16 protein-coding genes and 2 riboswitches are annotated in these 25,292 nt (G+C 74.7%); of the genes, 6 read left to right on the top strand and 10 right to left on the bottom strand.

Annotated features, from left to right (window positions below; genetic code table 11):
- Positions 1–49: 49 nt before the first annotated feature.
- Positions 50–2,137 (bottom strand): serine/threonine protein kinase, encoded by a 2,088-nt coding sequence (locus tag ACZ5WK_RS22420; RefSeq protein WP_465549318.1) that lies wholly within the window; start codon positions 2,135–2,137, stop codon positions 50–52.
- 283 nt (positions 2,138–2,420) lie between these two features.
- Here ACZ5WK_RS22420 and ACZ5WK_RS22415 point away from each other — a divergent pair, with 283 nt between their 5' ends.
- Entirely contained in the window at positions 2,421–3,533 is a 1,113-nt protein-coding gene (locus ACZ5WK_RS22415) for a basic secretory protein-like protein (RefSeq protein WP_465549316.1), read from the top strand.
- Between the two features lie 200 nt (positions 3,534–3,733).
- Positions 3,734–4,639 carry a CAP domain-containing protein gene (locus ACZ5WK_RS22410; RefSeq protein WP_465549314.1) on the top strand — a complete coding sequence of 302 codons (906 nt, stop codon included), beginning with the start codon at positions 3,734–3,736 and terminating at the stop codon, positions 4,637–4,639.
- A gap of 118 nt (positions 4,640–4,757) precedes the next feature.
- Here the strand turns inward: ACZ5WK_RS22410 and ACZ5WK_RS22405 are convergent, their stop codons facing one another.
- From ACZ5WK_RS22405 to ACZ5WK_RS22380, 6 genes are all read right to left on the bottom strand, one after another.
- A complete protein-coding gene (locus tag ACZ5WK_RS22405) occupies positions 4,758–5,624 on the bottom strand; it encodes an ECF transporter S component (RefSeq protein ID WP_465549312.1) in 867 nt (288 codons plus the stop codon).
- Positions 5,621–7,267 (bottom strand): ABC transporter ATP-binding protein, encoded by a 1,647-nt coding sequence (locus tag ACZ5WK_RS22400; protein WP_465549310.1) that lies wholly within the window; start codon positions 7,265–7,267, stop codon positions 5,621–5,623. The genes ACZ5WK_RS22405 and ACZ5WK_RS22400 overlap by 4 nt, the downstream gene beginning before the upstream one ends.
- Positions 7,264–8,481, bottom strand: a complete 1,218-nt coding sequence (locus ACZ5WK_RS22395; RefSeq protein WP_465549328.1) for an energy-coupling factor transporter transmembrane component T — start codon at positions 8,479–8,481, stop codon at positions 7,264–7,266. The genes ACZ5WK_RS22400 and ACZ5WK_RS22395 overlap by 4 nt, the downstream gene beginning before the upstream one ends.
- Positions 8,482–8,491: 10 nt before the next feature.
- Positions 8,492–9,721, bottom strand: a complete 1,230-nt coding sequence (locus ACZ5WK_RS22390; protein WP_465549308.1) for a hypothetical protein — start codon at positions 9,719–9,721, stop codon at positions 8,492–8,494.
- Positions 9,718–12,735 carry a prenyltransferase/squalene oxidase repeat-containing protein gene (locus ACZ5WK_RS22385; RefSeq protein WP_465549306.1) on the bottom strand — a complete coding sequence of 1,006 codons (3,018 nt, stop codon included), beginning with the start codon at positions 12,733–12,735 and terminating at the stop codon, positions 9,718–9,720. The genes ACZ5WK_RS22390 and ACZ5WK_RS22385 overlap by 4 nt, the downstream gene beginning before the upstream one ends.
- Before the next feature lie 322 nt (positions 12,736–13,057).
- Positions 13,058–14,467, bottom strand: a complete 1,410-nt coding sequence (locus tag ACZ5WK_RS22380) for a short-chain fatty acyl-CoA regulator family protein (protein ID WP_465549304.1) — start codon at positions 14,465–14,467, stop codon at positions 13,058–13,060.
- 349 nt (positions 14,468–14,816) lie between these two features.
- Between ACZ5WK_RS22380 and aceA the strand changes: the two genes are divergently transcribed.
- The 3 genes from aceA (at position 14,817) to ACZ5WK_RS22365 (ending at position 18,772) form a co-directional block, all read left to right on the top strand.
- A complete protein-coding gene (aceA, locus tag ACZ5WK_RS22375) occupies positions 14,817–16,109 on the top strand; it encodes an isocitrate lyase (RefSeq protein WP_465549302.1) in 1,293 nt (430 codons plus the stop codon).
- 162 nt (positions 16,110–16,271) lie between these two features.
- Positions 16,272–17,882 carry a malate synthase A gene (aceB, locus tag ACZ5WK_RS22370; protein WP_465549300.1) on the top strand — a complete coding sequence of 537 codons (1,611 nt, stop codon included), beginning with the start codon at positions 16,272–16,274 and terminating at the stop codon, positions 17,880–17,882.
- Positions 17,883–17,905: 23 nt separating this feature from the next.
- Positions 17,906–18,772: a 3-hydroxybutyryl-CoA dehydrogenase gene (locus ACZ5WK_RS22365; RefSeq protein WP_465549298.1), complete on the top strand. Its 867-nt coding sequence runs from the start codon at positions 17,906–17,908 to the stop codon at positions 18,770–18,772.
- Between the two features lie 69 nt (positions 18,773–18,841).
- Here the strand turns inward: ACZ5WK_RS22365 and ACZ5WK_RS22360 are convergent, their stop codons facing one another.
- From ACZ5WK_RS22360 to metE, 3 genes are all read right to left on the bottom strand, one after another.
- A complete protein-coding gene (locus tag ACZ5WK_RS22360; RefSeq protein WP_465549296.1) occupies positions 18,842–19,321 on the bottom strand; it encodes a flagellar hook-length control protein FliK in 480 nt (159 codons plus the stop codon).
- A 34-nt stretch (positions 19,322–19,355) separates the two neighbouring features.
- Positions 19,356–20,432 (bottom strand): peptidase, encoded by a 1,077-nt coding sequence (locus ACZ5WK_RS22355; protein WP_465549294.1) that lies wholly within the window; start codon positions 20,430–20,432, stop codon positions 19,356–19,358.
- Between the two features lie 96 nt (positions 20,433–20,528).
- Positions 20,529–20,648: riboswitch (cobalamin riboswitch) on the bottom strand.
- Between the two features lie 312 nt (positions 20,649–20,960).
- A complete protein-coding gene (gene metE / locus ACZ5WK_RS22350; protein WP_465549292.1) occupies positions 20,961–23,276 on the bottom strand; it encodes a 5-methyltetrahydropteroyltriglutamate--homocysteine S-methyltransferase in 2,316 nt (771 codons plus the stop codon).
- Between the two features lie 164 nt (positions 23,277–23,440).
- A riboswitch (cobalamin riboswitch) is annotated at positions 23,441–23,661 on the bottom strand.
- 319 nt (positions 23,662–23,980) lie between these two features.
- On the opposite strand from metE, the gene ACZ5WK_RS22345 reads away from it, so the two are divergent.
- Positions 23,981–25,150, top strand: coding sequence for a CopD family protein (locus ACZ5WK_RS22345; RefSeq protein ID WP_465549290.1), 1,170 nt, complete (start codon positions 23,981–23,983; stop codon positions 25,148–25,150).
- The last annotated feature ends 142 nt before the right edge of the window (positions 25,151–25,292 follow it).

The following is a 25,292-nucleotide window of genomic DNA, read 5'->3' as shown; positions in this document are numbered from 1 at the left end:
GGCCGACCCCCGGTCACGGGACCGGGGGTCGGCGATCAGGGGTCGGCGATCAGGCGGCGGTGACCGTCCAGGTCTGCCCGGGCGAGCCGTCGCAGGGGCGGACCACGGCGGGTGTGGAGGGGCCCGCGGCGGACAGGCAGCGCAGCGAGTCCTTGGTGATGACGATCATGTAGCCCCCGGCCACCGGGACGAACGACCAGATCTGGTTCGAGCTGTAGGGCGGCGAGCGCCGCAGCTGCGCCCGGGAATACGTCTCCTCCAGGTCCAGCACCCTCGTGTACTGGGTGGCGCCGTTGGCCAGGAAGTACCCGCCGCCCTGGTACGGGTTCAGCGTCCAGACGGCGGCGGGGCCGCCGTCGTCGCGGGTCGTGACGACGGGGTTGCCGTCCTGGTCGAGGGACTCCTGGTCGTACAGGACGGACCCGCCGGTGCTCAGCCTGGCGCGCGGAGGCAGCGGGCCGACGGGCCCCGTCGGCGGCTTGATGGGCGGAGTGGAGTAGTTCGGCGGAGCGGTGTAGACCGGCGGGGGAGCCGCCGTGTAGGCCGGGGCCGGCGACAGCGAGGGCGGCGGTGTCGTGCGGTAGGCGGGCGGGGGCGGGGGAGCCGCCGTGTAGGCCGGTGCGGGGGCCGCGGCGCCGGGCGCAGGCGAGGCCGCCCCGGGGGGTGGCGACGGCGCGCCGGTCGACGGTCGCGCGGGAGCGTTCGGTGTGCTGCCCTGGGCGTCTGGGGTGCCGGGCGCCCCGCCCCCGGTGACGACCCCTGGTCCGCCTCCGGCCACCGGGCCCGGGCCCGGTGCCACCGGGGCGCCCGGCGTGGTCGGCGCGGGCGACCCGGCGGCCGTGGAGGCGCCGGGCGAGGACGGCGCGCCCGACTCGGGGGCCTGTCCGTCGGGAGCGGAGAGCGGGATGGCCAGACCGGGCGAGGACATCGGCGCCCCGCCGGCGGCCGGCCCGCCGTCGGCGGCCGGCCCGCCGTCGGCGGCGGTGCGGTCGCCGTGGAGGCGCAGCGCGGTGACCGCGCCGGCGGCGATCGTGCAGCAGAGCAGGACCGCCCCCGCCGCGATCAGGGGCCGCCGGCGGCGGCCGCCGAGGGCCGCCCGCCACCGGGCCAGGGGGCGGCGCGCGGCCGCGGCCGCCCCGGTCACGACCACCGGGCACGGCGCGGCCACGACCACCGCACGCCCCGCGGTACCCGACGCCAGGCCCTCGACCGGTTCGCCGTCGACGGCGGCCCGGGCGGCCGCCGCCATGGTGGCGGCGTCCGGCCAGCGCTCGGCCGGGTCCTTCGCCATCGCCCGTTCGACCAGGGCCCGGACCGGGGCCGGGACGTCCGCCGGCAGTGGTGGCGCGGGCTCGGTCAGGTGCTTGAGGATCACCTCCAGCGCGGTCTCCCCGTGGAACGGCAGCCGCCCGGACAGGCACTCGTAGAGGACGACGCCGAGCGCGTAGAGGTCGGCCGGGGCGCCGACGGTGCCGGTGGAGGCCTGCTCCGGCGCCTGGTACGCGGCGGTGCCGAGCACCATCCCGGGAACGGTGAGCCGGGTGTCGCAGCCGGGGCGGGCGATGCCGAAGTCGGCGATGACCACCCGCTCCTCGCGGACCATCAGGTTGGCCGGCTTGATGTCCCGGTGGACGACGCCGGCCTCGTGCGCCGCCTGGAGCGCCGCCAGGACCTGGAGGGCCATCCCGAGCGTCTCCGGGGTGGTGAGCCGACCTCGCCGTGTCAGGATCTCGCTCAGCGGCTCGCCGTCGATCAGCTCCATGACCAGGTAGGCGATCGGGCGGCCGGTGCTCCCCCAGGCCGTGGTCCAGGACTGGCCGCCGTCCGTGCGGCCGGAGCCGAAGTCGTGCACGCCGACGATGCCCGGGTGCCGCAGCCGGGCCATCACCCGGGCCTCCTCGTGGAACCGCTCCGCGAAGCCGGGTTCGTCCAGCAGCGCGGGTTTCAGGACCTTGACGGCCACCCGGCGGCCGAGCACCTCGTCCTCGGCGAGCCAGACGTCGCCCATCGAGCCACCGCCGAGCCACTCGTCCAGCCGATAGCGGTCCCCGAGCGTGGTGCCACGCATGATCCTCCCCGACCCGTTCTCCGTCGCGCCCGCCGCCATGGCCCGGGCCGGGCCCTCGGTCGCGCCCATGACCCTCCCACCTGCGAATAAACGCTGACTTGCCGAACGCCCCGCCGAACGCCCCGCCGAACGCCGCCCGGCCGCCCAGCCGCCCCGCCGCCTGCCGAACGCAGCCCGACCACTGCCCCGGGGGCCGAGCCGCAGCGGTCACGGTGCGGTGGTCCGGCCCGGCGGAGCCGATGGTCCGTCAACGGATCCGTTGACGGACCGTCGACACCGTGTACACCGCCGCCCGGTGACATGGGCCGCGGGCCGGTTCCAGGGGGGAGCCGCCCGGGAGGAGAAACCAGAGATGATCACCCGTCGTACGGCCGCCGCCGTCGCCCTGTCCGCCGCGACCGTCGTGTCCGGGATGGCCTTCGGCGCCGGGACCGCGAGTGCGGCCGAACCGCTGCCGTCCAGCGGCTCCGACTACCGGATCTCCAGCTACGCGGGCGGCGCCCTCCAGTGGGACAGCCGGAATGCCGGCTCCAACGTGGTGGTCCGCGACTGGAACGAGTCCACCGCCCAGCAGGTCTGGTCGGTCAAGGACGAGGGCAACGGCACCTGGTCGGTCAAGGTGCCCGGCACCAACAACGCGGTCGACCGCGACCGGGGCAGGAACACCGTCGGCGCCTGGAACTACGTCGGCGCGGACAACCAGAGGTGGTGGCTGGAGAACACCGCGATGGGCAACGGCCGGGCCTGGCTGCTGCACAGCGTCTCGGACAACAACCTCTGCCTCACCCGCGGTGCGGACCTGAACGCCAAGGTCGCCTCCTGCAACGCCGGGGACCCGGCGCAGTCCTGGAACCTCGACCGCACCACCGGCACCACCCCGCCGACCACCGACCGCCCGGCCATCGACCTGGACTACTCGCAGGCCCCGGACCTCGGCCAGTGGCTGGAGCAGCAGAAGCAGACCGTCGCGGACTACTACCCGACGATCTCCGCGCTGATCACCAAGGGGGCCTTCGGCGCCCCCACCCACTTCAGGATCATCTTCGATCCGACCCTGAAGGACTACCCCGCCTACACCACGGTCCGCAACGGGGTGAAGGAGGTCCACGTCAACATCGACTACACCCGGGGCAACAGGAACGACACCGGCTTCCTGGTGCACGAGGCCGTGCACGTCGCGGTCTGGGACAACCCGACCTCCCGCCCGTCCTGGCTGGGCGAGGGCCTGGCGGACTGGGTGCGCGACTACAACTTCCAGCCGGGCACCGGCGCCCAGCACTTCGGCCCGAACACCAACTACGACAGCGGGTACCAGGCGACCGCCCGGTTCATCGACCACGTCTCGAGGACCTACGGCAAGCCCGGCCTGGCACACCTGCTGAACACCACGAACTACAACGACCAGATCTGGGTCCAGCTCACCGGCAAGAGCGCCCAGCAGCTGTGGAACGAGATGCCCAAGTAGGTCCACCCTCCCGACGGCCCGGCACCCACGTGGTGCCGGGCCGTCGGCGTTGACGGGCCGGCGGCGGTGACGGGCCGGCGGCGGTGCCCGGACTCCGCGGCCGTCAACGTCATGCTGATCGATCGTCAACACCCGGTTGGTGTCCTGTCGTTGCCCGCCGCCGCAGACGCGCCGCGGTCCACCGACAGCAGGAGAGCCCCGTGTCCCACCCCTCCACCCACAACCTCCGCCCCCGCCCGCGCACCCAGCGGGCGGGGCTGGCGCTCGCCGTCTCCGCGATATCGGTGAGCAGCCTCACGCTGCTCGCCACACCGGCGAACGCCGCGCCGGCGGACGTGGTCGAGCAGATGATCACGATCCAGGACCACCAGAACCACCACGCGCTGGCCAGCTCCGACGGAGAGGCCTCCCGGATCATCGCCCGCAACTACCGGGACGCCTCCACCTCGTTCTGGATCTCCAACAAGCCGGGCGGCCGGGTGGACTTCGCCCGCAACGTCAACGGCACCGAGCGCGTCCTGGAGATGGACCTCAACGACGGCCGGTCCACCCAGTTCATCCACTGGTGGGCGGGCGACAACCAGCAGTGGACCCTGGAGTCCGCCGCCGAGGGCGGCACCTACATCCACAACGCCCGCGACAACCGCTGCCTGACCTACCACGGCCTCGACCGGGAGGTCACCGTCGAGAACTGTGACGGCAGCATGTCCCAGCGGTTCGACCTGAGCGGGCCGGGAACGGGCACGGGCACCTCCGTGGAGCAGCGCTTCCTCGATCGGCTCAACGCCGTGCGCGCCCAGTACGGCAAGCCGGCGGTACGTCTCAACCAGACGCTCGCCCAGGCCGCCAAGTGCAACGCCGACCAGATGGACCAGCGCCACGTCTCGGGCCACTTCTGCGACTCGGGGAACATCGCGCGGGGCCTCGGTTACGGCTGGAGGGCGTTCGGTGAGATCGCCTTCTACGGCCCCACCGGCATCGACGCCGCCGTCGACGGCTGGATCAGGTCGCCGGGCCACCTGGAGATCATGCTCGACAACTACGCCGAGGTCGGTCTGGCCCGGACGGGCGCGGCCTCCTGGAACGCCGACTTCGGCTCCCGCTGACCGTCGTGACCGCCCCGCCGGCCCGGCGGGGCGGTCCGCTCCGCCCGAACCGCTCGCCACCGTCCACCGTCAGCGTCCGGGGCCTCTCGGCCTCGGGCACGGTGATGTCCGTTCGGACTCAGGCGGACGCCGTTCCGGCCGGCTGTGCGGCGCTGCCCGCCTCCGCCGGGGCGGCGGAGGCGTCCGGTCCCTCGTGGCGCGCGGTCGGCTCGAAGCGCACGGTCGGCTCGAAGTTGGCGCGGCGGGCCGCGCGGCGGAAGACGGTGAGGACGGCCGGGCCGACGACGAGGACGGCGACGCCGGTGGTGACCGCCCGGCCGGTGTCCCAGCCGAGCGAGGTGGCCAGGTCGAACAGCAGGTAGCGGTGCCACTGCTCGGTGAACGGCAGGCCGGGCAGGTAGGCGATCGAGCTGTTCGGGTCGGTCGAGAACGGCCAGAAGGACAGGTTGAGCAGGAAGCCGAAGAGGTACCCGGAGCCCGCCCCGTACAGGGCCAGCGTCGGCACCTCCCACCGGCGCGGGAGCCTGGGCAGCAGCCCGGCGAGCATGCCGACGAAGGCGCAGCCGAACATCTGGTAGGGCATCCAGGGGCCGACGCCGCCGGTGAGGAGGGCGGAGGCGAACAGGGAGGTGCAGCCGAGGGTGAAGCCGAAGCCCGGGCCGAAGACCCGGCCGGCGAGGACCAGGATGAAGAAGACCGTCTCCACGCCGGCCGTGCCGGCGCCGAGGGGGCGCAGGCCGGCGTTGACGGCCGAGAGCACGCCGAGCATGGCGAGGGCCTTGGCGTCGATGCCGCCGGCCGAGATCTCGGCGATCACCACGGCGAGGACCAGGATCAGCAGGGCACCGAAGATCAGCGGCGGGGCGTAGGAGGAGCCGAACCTGCCCGGAGCGACGACGAACGGCCAGGTGAAGGCGACCAGCCCGATGAACGCGGCCAGCGCCACGACGATGCGGGCCCGGCCGGGGATGCGGACGGCGGTCATCGGGCGGCCTCCACGGGTTCGAGGGCCGTGGCGACCTGCCGGGTGGTCAGGTAGGGCAGCGGTGCGAGGATCTTGGCGGTCTGGGGCGCGAACGTGGGCGAGGAGACGATGACCTCGGCGGTGGGGCCGTCGGCGACGATCTCGCCCTCGGCCATCACCACCACCCGGTCGGCGGCGGAGGCGACGAACTCGACGTCGTGGGTGGAGACCACGACGGTGCGGCCCTCGGCGGCGAGGGCGTCCACGATGCCGGTCAGCGACTCCTTCGCGTGGTAGTCGAGCCCCCGGGTGGGCTCGTCCAGCAGGACCACCCGGGGTGCGGCGGCCAGCTGGATCGCCAGGACCAGCGCCAGCTTCTGGCCTTCGGAGAGGTCGCGGGGGTGGGCCTCGTCGGGGATGCCGGGGGCCAGCCGGTCCAGGATCTGCCGTGCGGTCGGCCCGGTGGCGTGGTCGGCCGCCTCCAGGTCGCTCTGGGCGAGTTCCTGGGCGACGGACTCCAGGTAGAGGAGGTCCGTCGGGGTCTGCGGGACGAGCCCGACCAGCTGCCGGGCCTGCGACGCGGAGAGGCGCTTGGGGTCCTTCGCCGGCCCGCCGTCGGCCCGGGCGACCTTCACGCTGCCGCCCTGGCGGGGGCCGGAGCCCTGGAGGGCCCAGAGCAGCGAGGACTTGCCGGAGCCGTTGCGGCCCATCAGGGCGGTGACCTGCCCGGCGCGCAGCTCCAGGCCGACCTCCCGGACGGCGGGTACCTCGCCGTAGCGCACCACGATCCGTTCGGCGGTCAGCACGGCCTCTCCCGCGGCCGGTTCGCGGCGCGGCGCCGGCGCGGGGCGTCCGGCCAGCCGCTCCCGGAGCGGGCCCGCGGCGCGGCGGGCGTCGCGGACGGACAGCGGCAGCGGCGTCCAGCCGGCGAGCCGGCCGAGGTCGACGACGGGCGGCGCGATCGCGGTGTCCCGGAAGACCTCGGCGGGCGGCCCGTGCTCGACGGTGCCGTCGCCGGGCAGGTGGACGACGCGGTCGGCGTACTGGACGACCCGCTCCAGGCGGTGTTCGGCGAGCAGGACGGTCACCCCGAGGTCGTGCACCAGGCGGGTGACGGCGGCGAGCACCTCCTCGGCGGCGGTCGGGTCGAGCGCGGAGGTCGGCTCGTCCAGGACCAGGACGCGGGGGTGGGCGGTCAGGACGGAGCCGATGGCGACGCGTTGCTGCTGGCCGCCGGAGAGTTCGTGCAGCGCGCGGTGGCGCAGGTCGGCCAGCCCGAGCAGGTCGAGGGTCTCCTCGACGCGCTTGCGCATCACGTCCGGCGGGACGGCCAACTGCTCCATCGCGTAAGCGAGTTCCTCCTCCACCGTGTCGGTGACGAAGCCGGCCAGCGGATCCTGTCCCACCACGCCGACCACGTCGGCCAGTTCGCGCGGCGGGTGGTGAGCGGTGTCCCGGCCGTCGACGGTCACCCGGCCGCGCAGGGTGCCGCCGGTGAAGTGCGGGACGAGGCCGTTGACGGCGCCGAGCAGGGTCGACTTGCCGACGCCGGTCCGGCCGACCACCAGGCAGAGCTCACCCTCGGGGATGTGCAGGTCGACGTCGCGCAGCACGGGGTTGGTCTCGCCGTCGTACACCACGGCGACCTGGTCGAATCGGATCACTTGGTCACCTCGGTCTGCGGGCGGTTGTTCCTGGTCGCGCCGGCGCCACCCGCCACCCGGGTGGTGCCGACCGGCCCGGACGAGCGGCCGGGCGGGGGCGCAATGGCCCCGGCGGCGCCGGCCAGCAGCAGCGCGAGCACCGGGACGACCGGCAGCGCCGGCCAACTCAACGGATAGAGAGAGGGGTTGAGGTCCGTCGCGTCGTAGCCGACCGTGCCGAACAACAGGACGGCGGCGGCCACCCCGCAGCCGGCGACGCCCCACTCGGCGGCCCGCCAGCGGTCCGGCCGGTAGGTGGTGCGGCGCACGCGCCGGCCGCCGAGCGCCAGCCCGGCGGTGCACAGCAGGGCACCCGCGAGCAGCGCGGGCAGTCCCAGGGCCGCGGGGGCGGTGCCGTCCAGGAGCCCGTACACCCCGGCACAGAGGCCGCACATGCCGAGCAGCATCAGGGCTCCGGTGATCCGGCGGGAGCGGCGGGTGGCGGTCCCCGACCGTCCGTAGCCGCGCGAGTCCATCGCGGCGGCCAGGTGCAGCGAACGCTCCAGCGCGTCCTCCAGGACCGGGACGACGATGCTGCGCAGGGCCCGGATTCCCTTGCTCTGCCCGGCGCGCAACCGCCTTGCCCGGGCGACGCGTTGGACGCTCTGCACCAGCTGCGGGGCGACGCTGAGCGACACCGTCACGGCGACGCCCAGCTCGTACAGGGCCCCGGGCAGGACGCGCAGGGCGCGCTTGGGGTTGGCCAGGGTGTTGGCCGCGCCGATGCAGCAGATCAGGCAGGCCAGGCGCAGTCCGTCGAAGGCCGCGGAGAGGGTGGCCTCCAGGGAGACCGGGCCGCCGATCTGGATGCCCGCGTACCAGGCGGGCGTGGGGATGTGCGGGAGCGAGAAGAGCAGGTGGTCGTGCGGGGTGATGCCGGTGGCGAAGACGCACCGGAAGACCACCCGGATCGCCACCACGGTCAGTGCCACCCACAGGTAGTAGGTGAATCCGCGCGCCCACGGGGCCTCGGTGCGCCGGGCGGTGACCACGTACCCGAGCACGGCGAGAACGAGCAGGAGCAGCAGCGGGTTGGTGGTGCGGCTGGCCGCGGTCGCCAGGGCGAGTGCCCAGGTCCACCAGGCCAGCGGGTGGAGGTTGCGGGGGCTGCGCCGGCTCCCCGCGGCCCGCCCGGGAGCGGACTGCGGGGAGCCGGTGCCCGGCTTGTCGAGCACGGTCACCGGATCACTCGGCCTGTCGACGGCGCCGTCGTGCGGCGATCACGGTGGCCACGCCCAGCGCCACCACGAGGGCGGCGCCGACCGCGGCGGGGACCATCGACCCGGCGTCGTGCGGCGCGTCGGCGGCCGGGGCCGCGTCCACCACCACCGGGCCGCCGGCGTTCACGGGGGTGGACGGGCTCTCGATGACGGTGGGCGCCGCACTGGCGGGGTCGGTGGCCGCCGGGGTGTCGGACGGCTGCTCGGAGGGCGTCTCTGCCGAGGTGGTGGGTGTCCCGGCGGCCTCGGGCTCGGGGGTGTCCGGTGCCGGATCCCCGGGCGACGGGCTCACCGGTGTGGTGCGGCCGCCTGTGGTGCCGGACGATCCGCCCGTGGTGCCGGACGCGGGCGGGCGCTTGGTCCCCCCGGCCGTGCCGGCGGAGCTGCCGCCGCCGGTGCCGCCGCCCGTCGAGCCGGTGCCACCGCTCTTCGAGCCGGAGCCGGAGCCGGAACCGGACCCCGAACCGGAACCACCCGTGGAGCCGGAGCCACCCGCGGAGCCGCTGCCGCCGCTCGTGCCGCCGGTGCCGCCGGCGGAAGCACCGCCGCTCGTACCGCCCGAACCGCCGCTCGCGGACACCGACCCGCTGCCGCCCGCCGTACCGCCGTCGGCCGGCGGCGGGGTGACGGCGGTACCGCCGCCCGGCGCGGTGTTGTGAGCGCGGACGGTGTCGGGCGAGAAGGTGGGTCGTCCTTCCGTCCCTTCGATGTTGGTCCCGCCGAAGATCCACAGGTCGACGCTGCCGGGCTTCGGCTGGTAACTCATCGCACCGAGCTGGCTGTACGACCAGATGTTCTCCCCCGGATCGGCGTGCCAGTACGACCAGTAGGCCGTGGCGGGCGGGGTGAGGACGCACTTGTCCTGGTCCGGCGTGGGGTACTGCTTGCCGCCCTGGAAGCCGCTGTAGCCGATCCGGCAGATGAACGCCGGACCGTCGTGCCCCGTCCCGGTGGTCTTCCAACCGCCCTGGTTGAGCAGGGTGTAACCGCTGGTCGGGGTGGTGCCGCAGGAACGCAGCAGCGGGCCGCCCCACTTGCCGAAGTCCACCGCGAGCACCACGCCGGAGGTGGTGGTGCACTGTTCGATCGGCAGCGGCGCCGCCACCGCCGGGGCCGCACCGACGCCGACCCCGCCGAGGGCCAGGGCGAGGGTCAGGCCGGTGGCTCCCAGCAGCCGGCCGAGTCGCCGGATCACCGGTGACGCCCCGGGGCGGAGGCCGTGCGGCGGCGGGCGGCCAGGACGGCTGCGGCGCCGGCGGCGGTGAGCATCCCGGCGGCGGCCGTCAGCGCCAGCGCCTCGGTCCCCGTGCCGGCCAGGCCTCCGCCACCGGTCTGTACGGGGGCGGCCTCGACCGGCCTGCCGCCGACGGGGGCGGCGTCGACGGGGGCGGCGTCGACGGGGGCGGCGTCGACGGGGGCACCGCCGCGCACCGGGTCGACGGTGTCACCGGGGGCGGGAGCGCCGGCGGGCGGCGTGGTCGCACCGCCGGTGGGCTGGGGAACGACCGTGGAGGTGCCGGTGGGCGCGGGCGAGCCGGTGGCCGTCGGCGTACCCGTCACGGTGGCCGTGGCGGTGGCAGTCGCCGTGGCGGTGGCGGTAGGCGTCAGCGTACCGGTCGGGGTGACCGTGGCGGTGCCGGTCGGCGTCGGCGTGCCGGTCGGGGTGGGCGTGCCGGTGCCGGTCGGGGTGGGCGTCGGCGTGCTGCCGAGGTCACGGTGGAGCGCGCCGAAGGAGATCCCGGTGGCACCGCCGAGCACCTGGGTGGAGGCCCGGACGTCCGAGCCCTGCTGACCGGCGGAGGCGACGTTGAAGCCGCCGTCACCGTTCTGCTGGCCCGCGAGGAAGTCGAGCGCCCTGGCGATCTGCGCCTGGTAGGCGGACTGACGGAGCGTCATCCCCTGGACGGCCAGGGCCGCCGAGTTGGTGGAGTCACCGGCCGCGCCGGGGAAGCCCCCGTCGGCCAGCTGGCGCCCGGCCAGCCAGGTCAGCCCCTTGTCGACCGCCTGGGCGGCCTCGTCCCCGGGGACGAGCGCGAGCGCCATGACGGCCATCGCGGTGCTGTCCACGTCGGAGTCGCCGGTGGCGGGGATCAGGCTCGGCCAGGAGCCGTCGGCGTGCTGGAGGCCCCTGAGGTAGGCGATCGGCGCGGCGGCGTTCGCGGTGTCGCCGGCGCGCAGCTGGGCCATGATGCCGAGCGACTGGGAGAACACCGAGGTGGCCCAGGTGTAGTTGCCGGCAGCCGCGCAGCCGGTGTCCGGGGCCGCCTGGGCGCAGACCGCCTGGGCCAGGGCCGCGATCAGGTCGTGGCCGCCGAAGGCCCGGGGGTTGCGGCCGACGACCTCGGCGAGCAGCGCCTCCTTGCCGATGGAGCCGCCGCCGGCGTACTCGGTGCCGATGCCGGTCCAGTCGTTGACGGTGCGCTCGCCCGCGTCCTTGCCCTGCTGGTCGAGGAAGTCGACGATCCTGCGCAGCGCGGCGTCGTCGGTGCCGGTGGCGGCGAGGGCGTAGGCCCCGTCGATGGTGAGGCCGAAGTCGGCGAAGCTCGGGAAGGCCTCGTAGTAGTGACCGTCGATCAGGTGCGCCGGGGCGGTCAGGTAGGCGCTGCCCCTGGCCAGGTCGGGGGTCTTCCCCGCGGGCGGGGTCGGCGTCGTGGTGGCGCCGTCGGGGTTGTGCCGGACGCTGGTCAGGTCGGTGCCGGTCAGGGCCAGGACGGCCTGCTCGGTCGCGGCCGGGTCCGCGTCGGCGGTCGACTCGTCGGGCGCGAAGCCGCCGTCCTTGCCCTGGCGGGCGGCCAGCCACGCCTTGGCGGCGGCCTCCTTCACCGCCTGGCCGGTGGCCCGGAGCGCCTGGGCCGCGCCGGCGGTGCTGCCGGTGTCGCCGGTGGCACCGACGTAGGGGGCGTAGGAGCCGTCGGCCTGCTGGCTCGCGGCGAGCTGGTCCGCGGCCTTCCTGGCCATCGGCTCGAAGTCGGCGGCCCGGCGCAGGGCCAGGACGGCGAGGCCGGTGACGCCCGGGTCGGACTCGCAGTAGCCGCCCGCCACGATCATGGAGCCGGAGATCCCGCCGTCGGCGCACTGGAGCACCGCGAAGCGGGCCAGCGTCGGGGCGGGCGGGGTGACGCCGGCGCGCTGCAGCGCGATGACGCCCAGCGACTGGACCCAGGGCGAGGCCGCGGCGTGGAAGTCCCCGGCGGCGGTGCAGTTCCCGTTCTCGCCGGCCGCGGCACACACGTGGTCGGTGAGCGCCGCGATGAGGTCCCGGCCGCCGAAGGACCGGGGGTTGCCGTCGGTGCTCTCGGCGACCAGGGCCAGCAGTGCGGCGGCCCTGGAGTCGGGCTTCCCGGTGGGCCCGTCCGGGTGGAGGAACGCGTCGGTGTGGGCGGAGAGGTAGGCGACGACCTTGCGCAGCGCCGGGTCCTGTGTCCCGGCGGCGGCGAGTGCGATCGCGGTGAGGGACGTCCGGGGGAAGTCCGGGCCCTCGAAGGCCGAGTTTCCCATGTACTCGCCGTTGACGAGCCGGCCGGCCAGCCAGGCCGCCGCCGCAGCGGGATCGCCGGCGGCCGGCGGCGGCCCGGTCGGGCTCGGGGACGACGAGGACGAGGGGGACGAGGGGGACGACGATGCGGAGGGCGACGGGCCGGTGTTCTTGGCGCGGACGGAGTCCGGGGTGAAGGTCGGTGCCCCGTTGGTGCCGCCGATGTCGGTGCCGCCGTAGACCCAGGCCTCGACCTCGCCGGGCTTGGGCTTCTGCGTGGCGGCACCGAACTGGCTGTAGGACCAGGCCTGTTGGCCGGGTTCGGCGATCCAGTACGACCAGTACGCGGTGGCCTGCGGGGTGTTGACGCAGGGCTCCTCGGCGGCGGTCGGGTACTGGGTGCCGTTGCCGAAGGTGCCGTTGCCCAGTCGGCAGATGAAGGCCGGGCCGTCGTGCTCGGTGCCGGTGGTGGTGAAGCCCGCGTTGTGCAGCAGATTCATCCCGGTGGTGGGGCGGGCGTCACAGCCGCGGACGACACCGCCGCCCCAGTGGCCGAAGTCGACGGCGACGATCGCGCCGGTCGTGGCGGTGCACTCCTCGATCGGATCGGCGGCCGCCGCGCCGGGATGCCCGAGCACGACGGTGCCGCCCGCGGCGACCGCGACGGTCCCGGTGACCAGCAGGGATGCCAGGCTCCGGCCTCTGTGACGCGTACGACTGCTGTTGACCCTCACCGGCGACTCCCTGGTCGGTCGACGCGGGGTACGACGGCGTAGCCGACGGCTCCCCGGGCAGGGGACCGTCCTGACCACGTCGTAGTCCGCGACGACGCAAGTGCTCTCCGAACAGACCCTCGGCGCAGGCATTCCGGCTCACCCACCCGTCGAGGGTGGATCTACGGTTGCGGGTCAGCGCCGGAGTTGGACCGGCTTCCCCTGACTGCCGAGGATGAAAAACCGGTTCATCAGACCATGTGCACGGAATCGGCGTCAACGAAGCGTCATGTCGCCTTCGCCACCTCGTGAGTCCGCCGCGGCCGACCGGCGCCGGGGCGCTTCAGGGCCCCGGCGGCTCGGCGTGGACGGGGTAGGGGGCGAAGGTGCTGGTGTGCTCGTCCACCTCCAGGGGGAGGCCGACGGCGGGCGCCGCGCGCTGCGGGCAGGCGGGGCGTTCGCAGACCTTGCAGCCGAGGCCGATCGGGGTGGCGGCGGCCTCGTCGGCGAGGTCGAGGCCGGTGGAGTACACCAGCCGTGGGGCGTGGCGCAGTTCGCAGCCGAGGCCGATGGCGAAGGTCTTGCCGGGGCGCCCCCAGCCGCCGGGCGAGCGGGTGACGGCCCGGGCGGTCCACAGGTAGCGCCGGCCGTCGGGCATCGCCGCGACCTGGACGTGGACGCGGCCGGGGGCGGCGAAGGCCTCGTAGACGTTCCAGAGCGGGCAGGTGCCGCCGGTGCGGGAGAAGTGGAAGTCCGTCGCGGACTGCCGCTTGGAGACGTTGCCGGCCCGGTCGACCCGGACGAAGGAGAACGGCACCCCGCGCAGGCGCGGCCGCTGGAGGGTGCTGAGGCGGTGGCAGACGGTCTCGTAGCCCAGGCCGAAGTGGTCGGCCAGGTGCTCGATGTCGTAACGCGCCGTCTCCGCCTCGGCGTGGAAGACGCCGTAGGGCAGGACGAGTGCGGCGGCGAAGTAGTTGGCCAGGCCGATCCGGGTCAGGGACCAGGCGGTCGACCCCGGCGGACTGTCCTGGGCGGCCAGTTCACCGAGCAGGCCGTCGTGTTCCAGGTAGGCCAGCTGGGTCGCCATCCGGAACGCCTGCTGGCCCGGGCGCAGCCGGTCCGACAGGCGCAGCACGCGGGTGTCCGGGTCGTACGCGTGGAGGCGCTCTCCCCCGGTGGCCAGCTGGACCTGGTGCCCGGCCGTGAGCCGCTCGGCGAGCACCGCCCTGACCCCGCCCCGCCTCAGGCCGATGGAGAGTGCCAACTCCTCTGCGGCGACGTCGAGTTCATGGACGTAGTTCTGGCGGCGGTAGAAGAACTCGCGGACCTCCTCGTGCGGGGTGCGGGCCGTGCCGACGGCCGGGCCGCGGTCCCCGGCGAGGATGGCGAGCTGCTCGGCGACGGCGCGACGGCTGCGGCCGAGGTCCATCAGCACCCGGGCCACGGCGGGGAGCCGGGTGGCGAGGTCGTCGAGGTCACCCGGGGTGAGGCGCCCGGCGGCGAGCTCCTCGCCGAGCGAGTCGCGCAGTTCGGCGGTGAGCCGGGCGGTGTCCGGCGGGGCGAAGTACCCGGCGTCGACGCCGAAGGCCTCGGTCAGGCGCAGCAGCACCGGGACGGTCAACGGCCGGGCGTCGTGCTCCAGTTGGTTGAGGTAGCTGGGAGAGAGTTCGAGCAGCCGGGCGAGCGCGGCCTGGCTGAGCCCCCGGTCCTCGCGCAGGCGGCGCAGCCTCGCACCGGCGAACGTCCTCCCCATCCGGCCGTCTCCCGTCGTCCTCGACCCTGTCCGGTGCCCGCAGCATAGCCAGAGGCACGGCACGGACGTCTTCGCAGGCTTCGCAGATTCGCAGGATCCGCTTCGCAGAAGTTGGCCGCCGTCCAGCGGTGACGGCAGTGGCCGGGGGTGCCAGAGTCGGTGCTGCGGCCGGAAGGCGCACCACGAACAGCCTCTCCCCGCCAGGCACTCAGGGCTTGGCGGCGGGGGCTCGGGGGCACCCGACGTCTCGGCGGTCCAGACCGCCTGCCCGGCGCCCCGGCCGCACCTCCACCTCGCGACGTGAGCATCCTCACATCCTTCGCAACGAGTACCTCCCGGGAGCGGATTCATGACCCAGTCGGTTCGGCAGCAGCAGGAGCAGCAGGCGGCGGAGCTGGCCGCCCGGTGGGCGTCCGACCCCCGGTGGGCCGGCATCGAGCGGACGTACACGGCGGCGGACGTGGTCCGCCTCGCCGGCACCGTGCGGGAGGAGCACACGCTGGCCCGGCGCGGGGCCGAGCGGCTCTGGCGCCGGTTGCACGAGCAGGACTACGTCCACGCGCTGGGCGCACTGACGGGCGGCCAGGCCGTGCAGATGGTGAAGGCCGGGCTGCAGGCGATCTACCTCTCCGGCTGGCAGGTCGCCGCCGACGCCAACCAGGCCGGCCAGACCTACCCCGACCAGAGCCTCTACCCGGCCAACTCCGTGCCCCAGGTGGTGCGGCGGATCAACAACGCGCTGCTGCGGGCGGACGAGATCGACGCGGCGGAGGGCAACGACGGACCGGACTGGCTGGTCCCGATCGTGGCCGACGCCGAGGCCGGGTTCGGCGGCCCGCTGAACGCCTTCGAGCTCACCAAGGGCATGATCGCGGCCGGCGCGGCCGGCATCCACTACGAGGACCAGCTCGCCTCCGAGAAGAAGTGCGGCCACCTCGGCGGCAAGGTGCTCGTCCCCACCGCCCAGCACATCCGCACGCTCAACTCCGCCCGTCTCGCGGCCGACATCGCCGACGTGCCGACGGTCATCGTGGCCCGCACCGACGCGCTCGCCGCCAACCTGCTGACCACCGACGTCGACGAGCGCGACGCCCGTTTCTGCACCGGCGAGCGCACCGCCGAGGGCTTCTACCGGGTCGAGCCCGGCATGGCCCCGGTCATCTCCCGCGGCCTGGCCTTCGCCCCGTACGCGGACCTCATCTGGGTCGAGACCGGCACCCCGGACCTCGCCCAGGCCCGCGAGTTCGCCGAGGCGATCAAGGCCGAGCACCCGGACAAGATGCTCGCCTACAACTGCTCGCCGTCCTTCAACTGGAAGGCCGCGCTCGACGACGACCAGATCGCCAAGTTCCAGCGCGAGCTGGGCGCGATGGGCTACCGCTTCCAGTTCATCACCCTGGCCGGCTTCCACGCCCTCAACCACTCGATGTTCCAGCTGGCCCGCGGCTACGCCGAGCACGGCATGACCGCCTACGTCGACCTCCAGGAGGCCGAGTTCGCCGCCGTGCCGGACGGCTACACCGCGGTGAAGCACCAGCGCGAGGTCGGCACCGGCTACTTCGACCTGGTCTCCACCGCGCTCAACCCCAACGCCGAGACGCTCGCCCTGACCGGCTCCACCGAGGCCGAGCAGTTCCACTGAGCCACCCCCGGCGGCCGTCCCTCCGTTCCCGGAGGCTCCTCCTCGGCCGCCGCCCACCCCGGCCCGCGGGTCCCGTTGAGGGACGCGACCCGCCCGGGCCGCCCCGCGCCCGGGGCCGCGTCACGAGGCGCGGCCCCGGGCCCCACCAGCCTGGAGAGCCGGATGACCCTGACCAGCCGTATCGAGATCCTCGGCGAGCACGAAGAGCGGTTCGAGGAGATCCTCACCCCCGAGGCCCTGAGCTTCCTGGTCCGTCTGCACGACGCCTTCGACGAACGCCGTGCCGGCCTGCTCGCCGAGCGCGGCCGCCGGGCCGCCGCCCTGGCCGCGGGCGGCACCCTGGACTTCCTCCCGGAGACCCGCGCCGTCCGCGAGGACCCCGGCTGGCGGGTGGCCGGGGCCGGGCCCGGCCTGCACGACCGCCGGGTGGAGATCACCGGCCCGCCCGAGCGCCGGATGACCGTCAACGCCCTCAACTCCGGGGCGAGGGTGTGGCTGGCGGACTTCGAGGACGCCACCTCCCCCACCTGGCACAACCTCGTCTCCGGCCAGCTCAACCTGCTCGATGCCGTCCTGCTCCGGATCGACGACACCGCGCCGGGGGGCCGCCGCTACCGCATCGGCCCCACCCCGGCCACGATCGTGGTCCGCCCGCGCGGCTGGCACCTGGACGAGCAGCACCTGCGGATCGGCGGCCGCCCGATGGCCGCCGCCCTGGTCGACTTCGGCCTCTACCTGTTCCACTGCGGCCGCCGGCAGATCGCGAACGGCAGCGGCCCGTACTTCTACCTCCCGAAGCTGGAGAACCACCTCGAAGCCCGGCTCTGGAACGACGTCTTCACCTTCGCCCAGGCCGAACTGGGCATCCCGCACGGCACGATCCGGGCCACCGTCCTGATCGAGACCATCACGGCCGCGTTCGAGATGGAGGAGATCCTCCACGAGCTGCGCGAGCACGCCGCCGGCCTCAACGCCGGCCGCTGGGACTACCTGTTCAGCCTGATCAAGAACTTCGCCCACCACGGGCCGCGGTTCGTCCTGCCCGACCGCGCGACCATCACGATGACCCAGCCGTTCATGCGCGCCTACACCGACCTGCTGGTCCGCACCTGCCACCGGCGCGGCGCCCACGCCATCGGCGGCATGGCCGCCGCCATCCCGCAGCGGGACCCGGACGCCAACGAGGCGGCCCTCACCCGCGTCCGGCTCGACAAGGAGCGGGAGGCCGGCGACGGCTTCGACGGCTCCTGGGTCGCCCACCCCGCCCTGGTCGGCACCTGCCGCACCGCCTTCGGCGCCGTCCTCGGCGACCGGCCGAACCAGCTGGAGCGCACCCGCGAGGACGTCGAGGTCACCGCCGCCGACCTGCTGGCCGTCCAGCGGCTCTCCGCGGGCCTGCCGACCGAGCAGGGCCTGCGCTCCAACGTCGCCGTCGCGCTGCGCTACCTCACCGCCTGGCTCGGCGGCGCGGGCGCGGTCGCCGTCTTCGGCCTGATGGAGGACGTCGCCACCGCCGAGATCGCCCGCTGCCAGATCTGGCAGTGGCAGCACCACTGCACCCGGCTCACCGGCGGCACGCTCGCCACCGCCGGCACGGTGCGCCGGCTGATCGACCGGGAGCGGGCCACCCTGCTCGCCGAGGGCGGTGACCCGGCGCTGGTCGACGACGCGGTGCGGATCCTGGAGGAGACCGCCCTGGGCCCGGACCTGCCCGCCTTCCTCACCACCGAGGCCTACGCCCGTCACCTGGTCCGCGTCCGCACCGCGGCCTGAGCCGCCCAGCAAGGAGACACGCCATGACCGAGATCCGCCGCGTCGCCGTGGTAGGCGCCGGGCAGATGGGCTCCGGCATCGCCGAGGTCTTCGCCCGCGCCGGACTGGACACCGTGGTCTGCGAGCACGGACGGGAGGCGCTGCGCGCAGCCCGGGCCCGGATCGACCGCTCCCTGCACCGCGCGGTCGACCGTGGCCGGCTCACCCGTGAACAGCACGAGGACGCCTGGGCGCACCTGCTCTTCGCCGACGACCCGGAGGCGCTGGCCGACCGTCAGCTCGTCGTCGAGGCCGTCGTGGAGGACGAGCGCGTCAAGACGGACGTGCTCACCACCCTGGACAAGGTCCTCGCCGACGAGCAGGCCGTCCTCGCCACCAACACCTCCGCCATCCCCGTGACCCGGCTCGGCATCGCCACCACCCGCGCCTCCCACGTCCTTGGCCTGCACTTCTTCAACCCCGCGCCGGTCATGCCGCTGGTCGAGCTGGTGTCGTCCCTGCACACCGACCCCACCGTCCTCGACCGGGTGGAGACCTTCGCCGTCGACGTCCTCGGCAAGCACGTCATCCGCTCGCGCGACCGGGCCGGCTTCGTCGTCAACGCCCTGCTGGTGCCCTACCTGCTGTCCGCGATCCGGATGGCCGAGGCCGGGCACGCCACCGTCCAGGACATCGACGCCGGCATGGTCCACGGCTGCGCCCACCCCATGGGCCCGCTGCAACTCGCCGACCTGATCGGCCTGGACACCGTCCAGGCCATCGCCCAGTCGCTGTACGACGAGTACAAGGAGCCGCTGTACGCGCCGCCGCCGCTGCTCTCCCGGATGGTCGAGGCCGGGCTGCTCGGCCGCAAGACCGGCCGCGGCTTCCATCCCCACCGGGCCGCCTGAGCCCACCCGAGCACACCGGTGCCCCGGTCTCCGTCGCGGAGGACCGGGGCACCGGTGTACGGACGGCTGTCAGGGGGCGGTGATGCCCGGCTGCGAGCCCGCGCCGAAGGCCCAGCCCTCGACATCGCCCGGGGCCGGGTTGTAGCTGCCCGCGCCCAGGTTGCTGTACGACCAGGCGCCGCCGTGCTGCGCGTGCCAGTACGACCAGTAGGCGCTGCCGGTCGGGTTGGTGCAGGTCGTCGGCAGGGCGTTGATGGTGCAGACGAAGCCGGGGAAGCGCGGGTGGAAGGCGTAGGAGAAGCCGGCGCCGGTCAGCGCGGCCAGGCCGCTGGCCGGGTCGCCGAGGGCGCAGCCGGTCTGGATGCCGCCGCCGACCGCGGTGAAGTCGACCACCACGGTGACGCCGGTGGTGCCGGTGCAGGCGGCGGCCTGTGCCTGCGGGGCCTGGACGGCGGAGGCACCGAGCAGGCCGGCGGTCAGGGCCGCGGCGGCGGCGATCGAGCCGAGGGTGCGGCGGGCCGGGCGGGCCGGGGTGAGGGTGTCGGTCATCGGAGTGCTCCTCGTGTGGTCAGGGGTCGGGCGTTCAGCGGGCGGCCGGTGCCGGGCAGGCCAGGGCGGGCGCGTCGGGCCGCGCACCCGTGGCGGAGAGGGCGGCCAGCGGAGCGCCGCCGAGCCCCAGGACGGCCTGGGCGGTGGCCCGGGCACCGTTGCCGGCGTTGAAGCCGCTCGCGTCGTAGGCGACGGCGCCACGCACGGCCGCCTCGGCCGAGCAGCCCTGCTGGAGCTTGACCAGGCTGCTCCAGCCCTTGAGGCCGGCGCCGAAGCGGCCGCCGGAGAGCAGCGCCTGCGTGGCGAGGCCGGTGGTGTTGGCGTTGGAGACGGTCGCCCCGGCGGCCGCGAAGCCGCCGTCGGTGTTCTGGTGGGCCGTCAGCCAGCCGAGCCCCGCGTTCGCCTTGGCGGTGCGGCCGGTCGCGGCCAGGGCCTGGACGGCCAGCGCGGTGGCGTCGGCGTCGCTGGTGCAGGTGGCCTGGCCGAAGGCGACCGGGAAGCCGCCGTCCGCGCACTGGCTGCCGGCGAGGAAGTCGACGGCGCCGGCCGGGGCGCCGCCGGGCGTGCGCTTGAGGGCGATCACGGCGAGCGACTGGCCGAAGGCGTTGCTGTAGTCCCCCCACTGCGAGCGGTCGGAGAAGCGGCCGCTCGGGCTCTGGAGCGAGCGGAGCCGGGCCGGCAGGTCGACGCCGCCGAAGGCGGTCGGGTTCTCGCCGCGGACCTCGGCGGCCAGCAGCAGCTTGGCGGTCGCGCCCGCGTAGGCCTCGGTGGTGCCGTCGCCGAGGTAGCCGGCCAGGATCTCGGGCTTCGCCAGCCAGGCGGTGGCCTTCGCGGCCGCCTCGTCGGAGCTGCGGGAGGCGGCGAAGGCGAGCACGGCGTCGATCGTCAGCCCCTGGTCGGGGTAGGCCGTCCCGTTGAACGCCGACTCGAAGTGGTCCCCGTCGACGAGCTGGCGGGCCAGCCAGCCGGCCGCGGCGGCGTCCGGCCGGATCGTCGGGGACGACGCCGGGGCGGCGGGTGCGGCGTGCGCGGCGGTGGCCGCCGGGAGCGCGGTGGCGAGGGCGAGCGCGGGTATCGCGAGCAGACCGAGGGTGCGGCGGAGCGCGGGCATGGGGGCCTTTCCGGGCCTGGACGCAGGGGCCCGGAGAGCGTCGGCACAGCGCCGGGCAGCCCTCGGAGCTCCGGCCCGCAGACCACGACGGGAGGAGTGGACACACCTCCGCCGACGGGTACTCGGGCTCGCCGCCGACAGCCGTCGGCGGCCTACCGTTGCGGGTCAGCGCCGGAATTCGACCGGACTTCCCCCAGCGGCGGAGTCAGAACATGACGGCCCATCATGGCGAGGCGCGGAAGACCGGGTCAAGGGATCGCGGGTCACATCACGGCATCCCCCGGCCCGGGCCGGGTCACCGGTGCGACCGACATCACGCAGCCGGTCACCCGGCCTCCCCCTGTCCCCTGACTGCCTTTCACGACCACGGACTTCTCCGCGGTCACGACGGAGATCCACCAGAATCTCGGACTGCCCGAATCAGGCTGAGGCCGTCCGGTCGGCGGCCCCGTGCGGACCGGCCGCCGGCCGACCGCCTGGTGGGACAGGGCGCCCGGCCCTGTCCCACCCCCGGCCCCGCGCGGAGCGTCAGCCGGCCAGCTCGCCCCGCAGGCGGCGGGCGGCGCCCACCAGGCTCTCCAGCGAGGCGCGGGTCTCGGCCCAGCCGCGGGTCTTCAGGCCGCAGTCGGGGTTGACCCAGAGCCGCTCGGCCGGGATCGCAGCGAGCCCGGCCCACAGCAGGGAGACGGCCTCGTCCGTGCTCGGCACCCGCGGCGAGTGGATGTCCCACACACCCGGGCCGACCTCGCGCGGGTAGCCGGCGCCCGCCAGCTCACCGGCGACCTGCATGTGCGAGCGGGCCGCCTCCAGCGAGATCACGTCGGCGTCCAACTCGTCGATGGCGCGCAGGATGTCACCGAACTCGGCGTAGCACATGTGGGTGTGGATCTGGGTGTCGGCGCGCACCCCGGAGGTGGCGAGCCGGAAGGCGACGGTGGCCCAGTCCAGGTAGGCCGGGCGGTCGGCGGCCCGCAGCGGCAGGGTCTCGCGCAGGGCCGGCTCGTCGACCTGGACGACGGCCGCGCCGGCGGCCTCCAGGTCGGTGACCTCGTCGCGCAGGGCGAGGGCGACCTGGAAGGCGGTCTCGGCGAGCGGCTGGTCGTCGCGGACGAAGGACCAGGCGAGCATGGTGACCGGGCCGGTCAGCATGCCCTTGACCGGACGGTCCGTCAGGTCCTGGGCGTAGCGGAACCAGTCGACGGTCATCGGGTGCGGGCGCGAGATGTCCCCGGCGAGGACCGGCGGGCGCACGTACCGGGTGCCGTAGGACTGCACCCAGCCGTGCCGGGTGGCCAGGTAGCCGGTGAGCTGCTCGGCGAAGTACTGGACCATGTCGTTGCGTTCGGGCTCGCCGTGGACGAGGACGTCCAGCCCGGCCTTCTCCTGGAACGCGATCACCTCGCGCACCTCGGCCTCGATGCGCTCCCGGTACGCGGCCGCGTCGATCCGTCCCGCCGTCAGGTCGGCCCGGGCGAGGCGCAGTTCGGCCGTCTGCGGGAAGGAGCCGATGGTGGTGGTCGGCAGCAGCGGCAGGCCGAGCCGGGCGCGCTGGGCCTCGGCGCGCTCGGGGTAGGCCTGGGCCCGGCGGCCGTCGGCCTCGGTGACGGCGGCGGTGCGGGCGCGGACGGCCGGGTCGCGGGTGATCGGCGAGCCGGCACGGGAGGCGAGGTCGGCGCGGTTGGCGGCGAGGTCGGCGGTGATCGCGTCGGTGCCCTCGCGCAGGCCGCGGGCGAGCAGCGCGGTCTCGCCGGCCTTCTGGCGGGCGAAGGCGAGCCAGCGGGCGATCTGCGGGTCCAGGTCGTGTTCGGCGGCGGCGTCCAGCGGGACGTGCAGCAGGGAGCAGGACGGCGCGACGTCGACGGTGCCGGCCAGGCCGAGCAGGGTCGCCAGGGTGGTCAGCGACTTCTGCAGGTCATTGATCCAGACGTTGCGCCCGTCGACCACACCGGCGACCAGGCGCTTGCCGGGCAGTCCGCCGACGGCGGCGAGGTCGTCGAGGTTGGCCGCGGCCGGACCGGTGAAGTCCAGTGCGAGGCCGTCGACCGGCGCCTTGGCGATCACGGGCAGGGCCTCGCCGAGGCGGTCGAAGTAGCTCGCGACGAGCAGCTTGGGCCGGTCGGTGAGGGCGCCGAGGTCGCGGTAGGCGCGGGCGGCGGCGTTCAGCTCGGCCGGGGTCCGGTCCTGGACGAGCGCGGGTTCGTCCAGCTGCACCCACGCGGCGCCGGCGGCGCGCAGGTCGGCGAGGAGCGCGGCGTAGACGGGCAGCAGCCGGTCGAGCAGGGTGAGCGGCCGGAAGTCCTCCGCCACCCCGGGCGCCGGCTTGGCGAGCAGCAGGTAGGTGACCGGGCCGACCAGCACCGGGCGGGCGTCGTGGCCGAGCGCGACGGCCTCGCGCAGCTCGGCCACCTGCTTGGCCGGGTTCGCGGTGAAGACGGTGTCGGGGCCGAGTTCGGGCACCAGGTAGTGGTAGTTGGTGTCGAACCACTTGGTCATCTCCAGCGGCGCGACGTCCTGGGTGCCGCGCGCCATGGCGAAGTAGCCGTCCAGCGCGTCGGCGTCGACCGCCGCGCGGTGGCGGGCGGGGATCGCTCCGACGGCGACGGTGGCGTCCAGCACGTGGTCGTAGAGCGAGAAGTCGCCGGTGGGGACTTCCCGGATGCCGGCCTCGGCGAGCTGCTGCCAGTTCTCCCGGCGCAGGTCGGCGGCGGTGGTCAGGAGGGCGTCGGCCGTGACCGCACCCTTCCAGTACCCCTCGATCGCCTTCTTGAGCTCCCGGTTCCGGCCCTGCCGGGGGTAGCCGTGGACGGTGGCCCGGGTTGCCGCGGCTGCGGACTTCGCTGTCAAGGGACTCTCCTTCGCGAGCCTGTCTCCTGTGGTCCCCGGTGACGGGACGAAGGCGCGAAGGGGTGACGAACCGGGCGGGGCCACGAGCGCACGAACGGCGCCGAACCCGCCTGGTATGTACGCCGACCCGCCCACGAGGTCACCGGGATGGCCGCGCGCGATCGGTCGCGTGCGGGCAACGGGCAGGTCTTCGGACTCGCGGGCACGGCCGCCCGTGAAGGGCGGACACCTACTGGCCGTCGCTTCCCAGACCCGGCCGGGCCCAGTGCGTATGACGGCGTTCGTTCCCACTCACCGCTGCGGGGCAGTCCCGGATTCCCACCGGGTTCCCTCTTGCGACGCGCCTGCCTGGCGGGCAGGGCGAACCAGCTGCCCGGCCAGCCTATAGGGAATCCGGCGGGCGGCGGACACGGATTCACTCGACTCATCCACATTCCGGGACGCCGCCGGCCGGCGCCGGCCGGATCACGGGCCTGCTGCCGTCGGCACCGAGGGCGGCCGGACCCGCTCGGCGCCGGGCCCGGGACCGCCGTCCGCGAGCGGGAACCCCGGCCGCCCCACCGGCGGCCGTCTCACCAGGCGGAACGGCGCGAGGTGCGCCGGGGCAGGGGCCGACCGGCCGGCAGCTCACAAGATGATGACGATTGAACAAGCGGTGCCACCCAGGTGAATAAGGGCGCCCTTATTTAGGCTAGCCTCACCTCATGCATCACGTCCTGTCGGCCGCGACCACGGCCGGATACACCATGCCCCAGCTCTGGCGGATCCTCACCAAGGCCGGCTACTTCATCGGCCTCAGCGGAGCCATCGGCGCCACCGTCACGTACGCGACCACCGTGCGCCCCGCGCTGCGCGCCCCGGAAACCGGCGGCCAGGACGCCGAGGTCCTGCGAAGAAGATCGGCGACCTACCTCGCCTGGGCAGGGGTGGTGCTGCTGGCCGCCGGCTACTTCCAGCTCGCCGCCCGTCTCGCCCGCGCCGGCAAGGGCATGCCGTTCGGCGACGCGCTCGCCCCGGACCGGATCTGGGACTACCTCCACGCCCCGGCCGCCAAGGGCGCCTGGATCGCCCAGGGCACCGTCTACCTCGTCCAGAACGCCGTCCTGGCCGTGACGGCCGCCACCCTCATCGCCCTGTTCGTCCCGGCCGTCCGCCGCCACACGGACACCATCGCCCTCACCGCGCTGCCGCTCTCCCTGGCCGTCACCCTGATCGCCGCCGTGCCCGCCACCAAGCCCGCCGACCTGGACAGGTGGCTCGACCTCGCCTTCGACCAGACCCACATCGTCTCCGGCGTCGTCTGGCTCGGCGGCCTCGCCCTCCTGGTCGCGCTCGCCGGCACCCGGGGCCGCCTCGGCGACGGCGCCGGCCTTCTCTGGGCCGACATGTGGCGCCGGTTCAGCCTCGTGGCCATGGTCTGCGTCGGCGCCGTGACCATCTCGGGCCTCTGGCTCAGCTGGAAGCACGTCGGTGCGATCTCCCAGCTGTGGACCACCGGTTACGGCATCGCCCTGCTCGTCAAGATCCTCCTGGTCGCCGGCCTCGTCGCCGCGGGCGCCTTCAACCAGTTCTGGCTGATGCCCCGCATCACCCGGGCCCGCCTCGCCGACGACTCCTCCTCCCTCCTCCACCTGACCCTGCGGCACTTCCCGAAGGTCGTCTGGGGCGAGGTCGCCCTCGGCGTCGCCGTCCTCGTGGTCATGCCGTTCATCGCCGGCTCGGCCCGTACCGAGTCCGGCAGTGCCAAGGCCGTCTCCTCCGGCAGCGTCTTCGCCGCCGGCGCCGTCCTCGTCCTCGCGCTGGCCGTCTCGCTCTACGCCACGGCCAAGGCCTCCGACGCCCTGTCCCGCCGCCCGGCCGTGGCCTCCGCCTGACCCCGCTGCGCACCGCGCGGGCGGCGTTGCCGGCCCGGGCGATCCGCCGGCCGTGTCCACCGGGACCCGGCCGGCGGATCGCCGGTCGCGCCCCCCAGGGACACGCCGCTCGCAGGGACACCGCAGGGAGCGGAAATGCCCC

This window comes from Kitasatospora sp. NPDC032757 (genome assembly GCF_055579305.1).
The sequence above is the reverse complement of the archived record's forward strand: the minus strand, read 5'-3'. Positions and strand labels throughout refer to the sequence as shown.